The sequence below is a fragment of the Pseudomonas sp. R11F genome (assembly GCF_050312575.1).
Classification (GTDB): Bacteria; Pseudomonadota; Gammaproteobacteria; order Pseudomonadales; family Pseudomonadaceae; genus Aquipseudomonas; species Aquipseudomonas palleroniana.
Genome location: NZ_JBNPJU010000073.1, coordinates 18,259 through 28,605 on the forward strand (window position 1 = coordinate 18,259; position 10,347 = coordinate 28,605).

The 10,347-nt window shown below is 62.8% G+C and carries 10 protein-coding genes; 7 read left to right on the top strand and 3 right to left on the bottom strand.

The window, feature by feature from the left end:
- Positions 1–49 precede the first annotated feature (49 nt).
- Positions 50–772, top strand: a complete 723-nt coding sequence (locus ACQRBV_RS23815) for a pirin family protein (protein ID WP_411985578.1) — start codon at positions 50–52, stop codon at positions 770–772.
- 145 nt (positions 773–917) lie between these two features.
- Positions 918–1,304, top strand: coding sequence for a hypothetical protein (locus ACQRBV_RS23820; RefSeq protein WP_411985579.1), 387 nt, complete (start codon positions 918–920; stop codon positions 1,302–1,304).
- Between the two features lie 61 nt (positions 1,305–1,365).
- Here the strand turns inward: ACQRBV_RS23820 and ACQRBV_RS23825 are convergent, their stop codons facing one another.
- The gene (locus tag ACQRBV_RS23825) at positions 1,366–2,364 is read right to left on the bottom strand and encodes a quinone oxidoreductase family protein (protein WP_411985580.1); all 999 of its coding nucleotides are present in this window, start codon (positions 2,362–2,364) and stop codon (positions 1,366–1,368) included.
- Between the two features lie 101 nt (positions 2,365–2,465).
- Between ACQRBV_RS23825 and ACQRBV_RS23830 the strand changes: the two genes are divergently transcribed.
- On the top strand, positions 2,466–3,329 hold the full coding sequence (locus ACQRBV_RS23830) for a LysR family transcriptional regulator (RefSeq protein ID WP_411985581.1): 864 nt from the start codon (positions 2,466–2,468) through the stop codon (positions 3,327–3,329).
- 1 nt (position 3,330) lies between these two features.
- Here the strand turns inward: ACQRBV_RS23830 and ACQRBV_RS23835 are convergent, their stop codons facing one another.
- A complete protein-coding gene (locus ACQRBV_RS23835) occupies positions 3,331–4,290 on the bottom strand; it encodes a GlxA family transcriptional regulator (RefSeq protein WP_411985582.1) in 960 nt (319 codons plus the stop codon).
- 106 nt (positions 4,291–4,396) lie between these two features.
- On the opposite strand from ACQRBV_RS23835, the gene ACQRBV_RS23840 reads away from it, so the two are divergent.
- Positions 4,397–4,939, top strand: a complete 543-nt coding sequence (locus tag ACQRBV_RS23840; protein ID WP_090371656.1) for an acyl-CoA thioesterase — start codon at positions 4,397–4,399, stop codon at positions 4,937–4,939.
- An 18-nt stretch (positions 4,940–4,957) separates the two neighbouring features.
- On the opposite strand, the gene ACQRBV_RS23845 is transcribed toward ACQRBV_RS23840, so the two are convergent.
- Complete coding sequence (locus ACQRBV_RS23845; RefSeq protein WP_411985583.1) at positions 4,958–6,586, bottom strand: twin-arginine translocation signal domain-containing protein; 1,629 nt, start codon at positions 6,584–6,586, stop codon at positions 4,958–4,960.
- A 141-nt stretch (positions 6,587–6,727) separates the two neighbouring features.
- Between ACQRBV_RS23845 and pvdM the strand changes: the two genes are divergently transcribed.
- Genes pvdM through ACQRBV_RS23860 form a run of 3 tightly spaced genes read left to right on the top strand, consistent with a single transcriptional unit; the run spans position 6,728 to position 10,269 of the window.
- On the top strand, positions 6,728–8,077 hold the full coding sequence (pvdM, locus tag ACQRBV_RS23850) for a pyoverdine-tailoring dipeptidase-like protein PvdM (protein ID WP_090371662.1): 1,350 nt from the start codon (positions 6,728–6,730) through the stop codon (positions 8,075–8,077).
- A gap of 19 nt (positions 8,078–8,096) precedes the next feature.
- Positions 8,097–9,365 carry an aminotransferase class V-fold PLP-dependent enzyme gene (locus ACQRBV_RS23855; RefSeq protein ID WP_411985584.1) on the top strand — a complete coding sequence of 423 codons (1,269 nt, stop codon included), beginning with the start codon at positions 8,097–8,099 and terminating at the stop codon, positions 9,363–9,365.
- Between the two features lie 31 nt (positions 9,366–9,396).
- Positions 9,397–10,269, top strand: coding sequence for a formylglycine-generating enzyme family protein (locus tag ACQRBV_RS23860; protein WP_090371665.1), 873 nt, complete (start codon positions 9,397–9,399; stop codon positions 10,267–10,269).
- Positions 10,270–10,347 lie beyond the last annotated feature (78 nt).

A 10,347-nucleotide genomic window follows, 5' to 3' on the forward strand; every position in this document is an offset into this window, starting at 1 on the left:
CACCGAAGCCCTGCATCGTGCAGACCGCTTCTTTTGAGGAGAACATCCCATGCTGACCCTTCGCAAAGCCTCGGAACGCGGCGCCGCCAATCACGGTTGGTTGAAGTCGTTCCACACCTTCTCATTCGCCAATTACTGGAACCCCCAGGAGCAAGGTTTTTCCGACCTGCTGGTGATCAACGATGACCGCGTCGCCGCAGGCAAGGGCTTCGGCCAGCACCCGCACCGCGACATGGAGATTTTCTCCTATGTGCTCGAAGGCGCCCTGGAACACAAGGACACCCTGGGCACCGGTTCGGTGATCCGCCCGGGTGACGTGCAACTGATGAGCGCGGGCAGCGGCGTGGCCCACAGCGAGTTCAACCACAGCCAGAGCCGGGGCGTGCACTTCCTGCAGATCTGGATCGTGCCGGATGTGGTCGGCGCCAAGCCGCGCTATCAGCAAGAGCACTTCAGCGAGGCGCAGAAACGTGGGCGCTTGCAGTTGATCATCTCGCCGGATGGCGCCAAGGGTTCGCTCAACGTGCGCCAGGATGCCCGGGTCTATGCGGGCCTGTTCAACGGTGACGAAAGCGCAACCCTCGATCTGGCGCCGGACCGCTACGCGTACATCCATGTGGCACGTGGCAGCGTCGAGATCAATGGGCAGCGCCTGCAGGAAGGTGACGGCGCACGCATTCGTGATGAGCGCCAGATTAACCTGAGCCAGGGCACTGACGCCGAGGTGCTGGTGTTTGACCTGCGCCCCCAGGAACTGCCGCAGATGCCATGACCGGCCCTGCGATGGCCCGTGAGAACGGGCCATCGTTGGCATCGATAGTCACCATCAGCGCAATGAAGTTCTCTTAAAAAATCCAACGCGTAACATCAAACCCATACCCAGCAGCACCCAAACCCAATACTCGGAGCACACTCTCATGAAACGCCAAATCTTGCTTAGCCTCGCTTTCTCGGTACTCGCCGCCAATGCTTTTGCTCACCCCGTTGTCGCTGAAGGCGGCGCGGATCGCCTGATGGATAGCCGTGTAGCCGAAAGCGGTGCTGACCGCCTGCTGGAACGCCGCGTAGCTGAAGGCGGTGCTGACCGTCTGCAACAACGTGGCCTGGCTGAAGGTGGCGCGGATCGTCTGCAACAGCGTGGCCTGGCTGAAGGTGGCGCGGATCGTCTGCAACAACGTGGCCTGGCTGAAGGTGGCGCGGATCGTCTGCAACAACGTGGCCTGGCCGAAGGTGGCGCGGATCGTCTGCAGGAACGTGGTCTGGCTGAAGGTGGTGCCGACCGTCTGCACAGCAACAATGCCTGACCCCGCGCTGTTGGCGGGGACCCCAAACCGGCCTGATCAGCCGGTTTTTTTTCGTCTTCGATTAATGCAGGTTGCGCTCCAGCCACAGCACCGCCTTGCCGATCTGCTGCCGTGCTTCGATGCGTTCATGCACTTGCTTGACCGTTTCCAACGTGTAATGCCCTTCGATCTCCACCGTCAGCGAGCCCTCCAGCATTGCCGCGAACACCGCGTTCGCCCGTCGTTGCACGGTAGGACCATCGGCCATATGGTCGGCCAGCCGCGGTCGTGTCAAAAACAATGAACCGGCCTCCCCCAGCTCCATCGGATCAAGATCCGTCAACGAGCCCGAAACATTGCCGTAGTTGACGATCAAGCCACGGGTACGGCATGCCCTGAAACTGTCGCGCAAGGTGGTTTTACCCAGCGAATCAAATACCACGTCCACCCCGCGCCCATCGGTGGCCTCCAGCACCCGCTCGGCAAACCCATCATAGGTCCAGGCGTGGTGAGCCCCCCGCTCCAGGGCAATCGCACATTTTTCAGCGATGCTACCGGTCGTGAACACGGTCGCGCCGAGTCGACGCGCCATCTGCACCAACCATTGACCGATGCTGCCGGATGCCGCGTGGATCAGGCAGGTATCACCGGCTTTCAGCCGCGCCACATCCTCGATCAGGTAATGGGCGGTGCTCCCTTGAAACATCGCTGCAGCCGCCTGATCGAAAGGGATCGCGGTGGGAATCTGTGCCACTTTGTCGACAGGCACACAGGCGTACTCGGCATAGGCTCCCCAGGCGATACACCAGGCTACGCGGTCACCCACGTGCAAATGGCTGACGTCGGCCCCCACTTCCACCACCACACCCGCGCCTTCCATGCCCAGTGTGCAAGGCAGGCGCACCGGGTAGGTCGCTGACCTGGCGTATTTGCCCTGGCGGGTATGGATATCCATGAAATTGATGCCCGCACAGGCAACCTGCACCAACACATGCCCAGCGATGACCTGGGGTTTGGGTACGTCATGGCGCAGTTGGGCCACTTCAGGGCCGCCGTAGGTGTGCAGGGTGATGGCTTTCATGGGGAACAACTCCGTTTGCAGTAGGAAGTGCCCATGGTAAAAGGACGCTATCAGACTGAAAATTCCCCATCTATTCACAACCTCCGTGCGGAAATAACCCGATGTTCGACTGGCAGGATCTGTACTTCTTCACCGTATTGGCACGCACCCAGTCGCTGTCGGCGGCAGCGCGGGAGTTGCAGGTGGAACATGCTACCGTCGGGCGCCGCGTCGACGCGCTGGAAAAAGCCCTGGGCGTCAAGCTGGTAGACCGCTTGCCGCGTAGCCGGCCGCTCACTGCGCAGGGCCTGGCGTTGGCGAAACTGGCGGCCGGCATGGACGAAATGGCCACTGACGTCATGCGCCTGTCGCGGGTCGCCTCCATCGAAATGGTCGGTACGGTACGGGTCAGTTGCCCGCCGTCCATCGCCAACCATTGCATCGCCCCCCACATTGCCCGTTTGCGTGCGCAGTACCCCCAGTTGAACCTGGTGCTGATCCCGTCTACCCAGGTCGCGGCACTGGACAAGGGCGAGGCCGATATCGCCCTGCGCACCGTGCGGCCCGACGAGAACGCGCTGGTGCGGCGCAAGGTCGGCGTGGTGCGCTTCGGGCTGTATGGCTCGCCCGAACTGCAACAATTGCCAGCGCCGCAGTGGGGCTTCGTCGCCTATGACAGTAGCCGCGATCACCTGCCCCAACAGGCGTGGATGCATCAAGTGCGCGGCCAACGCCCGGTGGTGTTTGCCGCCAGTGAGTTGATTACCCAGCAAATGGCAGCCCGCGCGCGGGTCGGTGCCGTGGTATTGCCGACCCTGGTGGGCGACCACGATCCGTTACTGGTCAGGCTGCCCACGGCCAGCGAAGGTCCGGTGCGCGATATCTGGCTCACGGTGTACCCGGATATGCGCCGCTCACCCTCGGTGAAAGTGGTGATGGAGTTTCTGGTGACGTGTATCGAAGACGAGCCGCAATTGCGCCGTTGAATCACCGCACAACGCCGAGAAATTTCTTGCGATACGCCGCCGGCAACATCCCCACCCGTTGCTGGAACAGGCGGCGAAACGAATTGCTGTCTTCATACCCCACCGCGTAGGTGATGCTTTCGAGGGTCATGCGCGTCGATTCGAGCATCTGCTTGGCCCGCTCCAGGCGCAGGGCCTGCACGTAGGCAATCGGCGTATGGGCGGTCGCCTCCTTGAAGCGCCGCTTGAAATTGCGCACGCCAAACCCAAAGCGCCGCGCCACCTCGTCGATCACCAGCGGCTGGGCAAAGTGCTGCTCCAACCAATGCTGTACCCGCAGAATTTCAACGTCGCCATGGCTCTTGGGCAGCGACCACATGGCATACACCGATTGTTCGGTGCGTACCGTATCGATCAGCAGGTATCGGCTGCACGTGTGGGCCAGTTCCGGCGAACCGAAACGGCGAATCAGGTGCAGCATCAAATCCATTGCCGTACTGGCGCCGCCACAGGTGATCATGCGGTTCTCTTCGCACAGGATCTGCGCCTCATCCAGGCGCACCGTGGCGTAACGGCGCCGGAACAGCTCGGCGAACGCCCAATGGGTAGTGGCGCGCAGGTCGCATAGCAAGCCGGTTTCGGCCAGTAGAAAAGCGCCGGTGCACATCGAGGCCAGCACTGCGCCACGCGCATGCTGCTCACGTAGCCAGGGGCCGTAGCTTGGAAACGCCGGCAAGGCTTCTTTCAGGGTAAAGAGAAATCCCGGGATCAATACCAGGTCGGTCTGGGCCACTTGCGCCAGTGAACGGTCCACCAGCAAACGCTGCCCACCCCAGGCCGCCACAGGCTCGCCGTCGAGGGATGCAACAGTGAGCTCAAAGGGCGGCGTCTCGGCGAACAGGTTGGCGGCGCTGAGCATTTCCAGGGCCAGGGTGGCACTGGCGGCGGAGCATTGATCGGCCAGAAGCAAGGTGATGTGCATTGAGGGGCCTATTGCGCTTTTCGCATGTAATAAGTCATTTGCGCACCTACCTTAGCCGATCCGACACCTTTACAGTGCCCGCTCCGATCAACTGCCTGGCGTTTTTATGAATCTCTGGTTTCGCTTGTTCCGCATGCTGTGCCGCCGCCCGTGGCGCAACCCCGTGCATGGGCTGGACACCACCGTGGTGCGCATGCGGGTGTGGCCGCTGGACCTGGACCTTAACCGGCATGTCACCAATGGCCGGTATTTTTCCCTGGCGGACGTGGCACGCATGGATTTTGTACTGCGCACCGGCGCCTTTCGCGTGGCCCTGCGCCAAAAAGCCTTGCCGATCGTGGGCGATACCTGGGGCAAGTTCCGCCGCGAGTTGAAACTGTTCGAAGCGTTCGAGGTGCACACCCGCATGCTCGGCTGGGACCACAAGTGGAGCCTGATGGAGCACCGCTTCGTCAGCCAGGGCCGGGTGGTTGGCGTGGTGGTGATGCGCGGGCTGTTCCGCAACGCCAAGGGCACCCTGCCCCCGGCGGATTTCCTGCGTGAACTGGGCCTGGACGAGACCTCACCTGCGATGCCGCAGTGGTTAAGCGACTGGGCAGCCAGCTGTGACGCCATGAGCGTGCAGTTGCGGGGGGAGGAGCAGGTTTGAGCTCACTGGCGCAAAGGCTCAGTCGTCCCTTTTGACCTTCAAATGCCGCGCATACCACGGCCGTTGCGGCACGCGCTTGAACCAGCTCTTGAGCAGGTCTTCATCGGTGCCGAAGGTGATGCGCAGGGCCAGCTTCATGGTTTCCGGGTCCATCTCCATTGAGCGGCCCATTTGCAGCCCTGGCGTGGTGCTGCAGCCGTGGGTATCGGGGCCCAGCCACGGGTCGTCGACTTCGACCCAACGACCTGGGGCAAACCAGGCCACGCCGTTGACTTCGCGGCGGCTCACTTCGCCCGGGTGGAAGCGTTCATGAGCACGGAACCAGTCTTCGATGCGGTCGTCGATCCAGCCGTGGAAATGCCAGAACACCGGGTTGACGTGGGAGGAGAACGGGTCGCCGAGGAAGTCGTTTTCGGGCGCATACCAGCGGGCGGCAAAGTCCGAGGGGTCGCGGGCGAAAGGCACCGGGGCACCATTGGACGGGTCGCGAGGTACCGAGGCCCAGCGCATGTGCAGCCAGTCATGCAGGCCCAGTTCCATTTCCGAGCCCAACTGGCCCAGGGTCAACTTGGCCAGGTAACGCGGGTCGCGGTACTGCGACTCCCACACCTGGAAGTTGCTGTGGTAAGTCTCGGCCGCCTTGATGTCACCGACCCATTGGGTGTAATCGGCATCGTCCGGGGCCGACCAGGCCGGCGGCAGCGCGAAGCCGTCGTGGTTGTCGAAGTAACGCAGGAAGCCCAGGCGGTCGCGTTCCAGCGCCGGTTGCGGTTCGGGGAATTGCGGCCATGACGGCAGGTCCTGCATGGAGCGCGCCGTGCCGAGCATATGCCGGTGCATGAAGAAGAAATCGATGCCCGAGCCGTTGCGGTCCTTGCGCTGGCCTCGCGCATCACGCTCCTGGCCACGCGGGCCGGGCTGCCAGCCGATGCCGCGCAGGGCGTCGCGTTTCTCCTCGGAGAGCTTGTGCCATTGGTCGCGGGTGGCGTGCCACAGCTGGTGAAACAGGCGATGCTCGGGCGAGATCAACCAGGCCAGCAACGTGGGATTGAGGCCGATACGCTGGCGGGCTTCGGGGAACAGCTGTTTGTGCGCGACAAAACGGTTGTCGCGTTCGGTCAGCGCCAATGGGCGATTGAGGTCGAGGATCTGCCCGGTCAGAGTACCGCTGCCGGCGTTGCCGAAATCGGCCCAGACTTCATCGAGGGTCATCTTGAATTCATAGGCGGGGACGCCGGCGGGCGAATCGCGGTCGATCAGCCGCCAATAGAGCAAGGCGCCCTCACCCGTCACCAGATCGCCCAGCACGCGGTAACGCGGCTCGCCTTCGGCGCGCAGGTTGTCGGCGGTGTCCAGGTAACCGCGCAGGCCACGGCCACGGGGGGCGATGTCCAGCAGCAGCGCCAGGCCTTGCGAAGGCAAACCCTTGAGGCCGGCATCGCGCCCTTCCAGGCGCAGGTTCCAGACGCCACGCAAGGTATTGGCCAAGTGCTGGCCTTGGGTATCGGCCAGGTCGACCGTGGCTTCGCCGGGGGTGATGGGGAACGCTTCTTCGCGCGTCAACTCACGATGGGCATAAAGGGCCGCCGGCACAGCCGCGCCGGTCAGCGCCAGGCCTGCGATGAACCCACGTCGAGAGATCGTCATTGTCTACCTTAGGAAACGGCTTAATCAGAGCTAGAACGTTTGCAGCCCGGCAAAATTTACCGGTGCATCGCTGGCTCTAAATTTCCCCCGCCATCGCTCGTTCCTCCCTGATAGCAAAGGCCGCAACTGACTGAGATGGCAATGACAAAACCACGTTCGAAAAAGGCGCTGTACATCGGCCTGCCGCTGGCACTGGCGATCGGTGCCGGGGCCGGTTTCCTGGCCTGGGATCACTGGTTCAAGGGCAATGCCGGTTACCCGCTGGAGGTGATCAAGCAGGCCAACGAGATGCAGGACCGTTTGTTGTCTTTCGACAGCCACATCACCGTCCCCCTGGATTTCGGCACCGCCGGCAACGAGGCCGACAAGGATGGCGGCGGCCAGTTCGACCTGGCCAAGGCGGCGCGTGGTCGCTTGTCCGGCGCGGCGCTGACCATTTTCGGCTGGCCGGAAATCTGGAACGGCCCCAACGCGCCTCACAAACCCACCGAGGGCTTTGTCGAAGAAGCCCGCCACGAGCAGGAGGTGCGCTACAAGATCATCTCCGGCATGGTGCGCGACTTCCCCAACCAGGTGGGCATCGCCTACACCCCGGATGATTTCCGGCGCCTGCATGGCGAGGGCAAGTTCGCGATTTTCATCAGCATGCTCAACGCCTACCCGCTGGGCAACGACCTGAACCAGCTGGACCTGTGGACCGCGCGCGGCATGCGCATGTTCGGCTTCAGTTACGTGGGCAACAACGATTGGTCCGACTCTTCGCGGCCACTGCCGTTTTTCAACGACTCGGTGGACGCCCTCGAGGGACTGTCGGAGATCGGCAAGCAAGCCGTCCACCGCCTGAATGACCTGGGCGTGATCATTGATGTGTCGCAGATGTCGACCAAAGCCCTGGAGCAAGTGGCACAGACGAGCCGCACGCCGCTGGTGGCCTCCCACTCGGCACCGCGGGCGTTCGTCGACATCCCGCGCAACCTCAGCGACAAAGAGCTGCAATTGATCAAGAACAGCGGCGGCGTGGTGCAGATCGTAGGCTTTTCCGCCTACCTGCGCCCGCTGAGCCAGCCAACCCAGGACAAGCTCAACGCCCTGCGCGCACGCTTCGACCTGCCGCCCCTGCCCAACCTGGCCGTGGCCTTGATGCCCGGCGACGCAATCATTGCCGCATGGCCCGAACAGCGCTTCGGCCAATACGCCAGTGCGCTGTACGCCATCCTCGACGAAGAACCCAAGGCCACCCTCAAGGACCTGGGCGACGCCATCGACTACACCGTGCGCAAGATCGGTATCGATCACGTCGGTCTCGCTTCGGACTTCAACGACGGCGGCGGCATCCAGGGCTGGGAGAACGTCGGCGAAGTGCGCAATGTCACCGCCGAACTGATCCAGCGCGGCTACTCCGAAGCCGATATCGCCAAGCTGTGGGGCGGTAACTTCCTGCGGGTCTGGGACCAGGTACAAAAAGCCGCCAAGCCTTTGGCCAACCGTTAATCACCGACGAAGTAAGTCCATGACCAACCGCCGTACTTTTCTCAAGCAGGCCGGCGTACTCGCCGCCGGCCTGCCGCTGCTGCCACAGGCACTGGCAGCACCAGCCACACCGCTGGCGAACGACCCATGGACGGGACTCAAGCAACTGTTCAACCAGGACCCGGATTACCTGCACTTTTCCAACTTCCTGGTGGCGTCACACCCCAAGCCCGTGCGCGACGCCATCGAGCGCTACCGCATGCAGATCGACCGCAACCCCGGGCTGGCGATGGACTGGGACCTGCAGGAAACCTGGAAGCGCGAAGGCCAGGTCCGTGAATGGGCCGGGCGCTACCTGAACGCCACACCGGCGCAGATCGCCCTGACCGGCAGCACGTCCGAAGGCTTGGCGATGATCTACGGCGGGATCAAGGTGCGTGCCGACCAGGAAATCCTGACGACGGTGCACGAGCATTACGCGACCCAGAACAGCCTGGATTTTCGCGTGCAGAAACAAGGCACCCAGGTGCGCCGCATCGCGCTGTTCGACAACCCCAGCCAGGTGTCCGCAGATGAAGTGCTGGGCAATATCCAGCGCAACCTGCGCCCCAACACCCGCGTACTCGGCATGACCTGGGTGCAATCGGGCAGCGGCGTGAAACTACCGGTCGGCGAGATCGGCAAACTGGTGGCGGAACATAATCGCAACCGTGACGACCAGGACCGCATTCTGTATGTGATCGATGGCGTACACGGCTTCGGCGTGGAAAACCTCGACTTCCCGGACATGCACTGCGATTTCTTCATCGCCGGCACGCACAAATGGATGTTTGGCCCACGCGGTACCGGCCTGGTCTGCGCCCGCGAAACCGAGAACAAGTACGTCACGCCGATGGTGCCGACCTTCTCCGAAGACACCAACTTCGCCACCACCATGACGCCCGGCGGTTATCACGCCTTCGAGCATCGCTGGGCGGCCGACGAGGCGTTCAAGCTGCACCTGCAACTGGGCAAGGCGCCGGTGCAGGCGCGCATCCATGCCCTCAACAGCGAATTGAAGAACCAGCTGCTGGCTCACCCACAAATCGAGCTGGTCACACCGCGCAGCCCCGAGCTGTCGGCGGGGTTTACGTTCTTCCGGGTCAAGGGCCAGGACAGCGATGCGGTGGCCGCGCACATGATGAAAAACCGCGTGGTCATCGACGCGGTCGACCGTGATGTCGGCCCGGTGATCCGCACCTCCCCCGGCCTGCTGAACAGCTCGGATGAGATACACCGTTTCATGACCGTGCTGAGCCAGCGGTTGTGACTCCCATTCTTCCTTTGAACGAGGCGTCCCCATGATTGCATTGCGACTCAAACCCTTGACCACGCTGGCGCTGACCGCCCTGTGCAGCACCTTGCTGCCGGGGTTGGCCCAGGCCGCCGCCGCGCAACCCGGCAAAGTGTTCAAGGACTGCAAGGACTGCCCGGAAATGGTGGTACTGCCCGCCGGCACGTTCACCATGGGCACACCGGAAGACGAAGTCGGCCGCGAGCCCGATGAAGGCCCGATGCATGCAGTGACCTTTGCCAAGCCGTTCGCCATGAGCCGCTTCCAGGTCACAGCCGGCGAATGGGACAGCTACGTCCGCCAGACCGGCGTCAAGATCGCCAATGGTGACGACCGCCCTGGTCGTGAATGCATCGCCAGCAAACCGCGCTACCCCCAGGGGCCGCGCCAGCCGGCGGTGTGCATGGACATGGACGACATCAAGGCTTACGTGGCCTGGCTGTCGAAGAAAACCGGCCAGCAATACCACATGGTCAGCGAAGCCCAACGCGAATACGCGGCCCGCGCCGGTTCCACCGGGCCATTCCCCTTCCCGTTCGATGAAGGCAAGGGCTACAGCATCGCCCAGCATGCCAACACCTATGGACCGGCAGACGGCTACAGCTATTCATCGCCGGTGGGCAGCTACCCGCCGAATGCGTTTGGTCTGTATGACATGCATGGCAACGTCTACGAACGGGTCGCCGATTGTGAACATCCCAACTATATCGGCGCCCCGACCGACGGCAGCGCCTGGATGGAGCCGAACTGCGAGTCCTACCAGATCCGCGGCAATGACTGGGGCGAAGCACCGGTATTCTCGCGCTCGGGCAACCGCAACAACATCTACCCGCAGACGCGGGGCGACTGGATCGGGTTTCGCGTAGTGCGTGATCTCTGACGCACACTCTAATCCCCTGTGGGAGGGGGCTTGCTCCCGATGGCGGTGTATCAGTCACGGTTTCTGAACCTGATACAC

What these genes read in the sequence shown, in the direction of transcription:
- ACQRBV_RS23820 (WP_411985579.1), top strand. Translation starts at nt 918, where the DNA reads ATGAAACGCCAAATCTTGCTTAGCCTCGCTTTCTCGGTACTCGCCGCC.
- pvdM (WP_090371662.1), top strand. Translation starts at nt 6,728, where the DNA reads ATGACAAAACCACGTTCGAAAAAGGCGCTGTACATCGGCCTGCCGCTG.
- ACQRBV_RS23860 (WP_090371665.1), top strand. Translation starts at nt 9,397, where the DNA reads ATGATTGCATTGCGACTCAAACCCTTGACCACGCTGGCGCTGACCGCC.
- ACQRBV_RS23825 (WP_411985580.1), bottom strand. Translation starts at nt 2,364, where the DNA reads ATGAAAGCCATCACCCTGCACACCTACGGCGGCCCTGAAGTGGCCCAA.
- ACQRBV_RS23855 (WP_411985584.1), top strand. Translation starts at nt 8,097, where the DNA reads ATGACCAACCGCCGTACTTTTCTCAAGCAGGCCGGCGTACTCGCCGCC.
- ACQRBV_RS23830 (WP_411985581.1), top strand. Translation starts at nt 2,466, where the DNA reads ATGTTCGACTGGCAGGATCTGTACTTCTTCACCGTATTGGCACGCACC.
- ACQRBV_RS23845 (WP_411985583.1), bottom strand. Translation starts at nt 6,586, where the DNA reads ATGACGATCTCTCGACGTGGGTTCATCGCAGGCCTGGCGCTGACCGGC.
- ACQRBV_RS23815 (WP_411985578.1), top strand. Translation starts at nt 50, where the DNA reads ATGCTGACCCTTCGCAAAGCCTCGGAACGCGGCGCCGCCAATCACGGT.
- ACQRBV_RS23835 (WP_411985582.1), bottom strand. Translation starts at nt 4,290, where the DNA reads ATGCACATCACCTTGCTTCTGGCCGATCAATGCTCCGCCGCCAGTGCC.
- ACQRBV_RS23840 (WP_090371656.1), top strand. Translation starts at nt 4,397, where the DNA reads ATGAATCTCTGGTTTCGCTTGTTCCGCATGCTGTGCCGCCGCCCGTGG.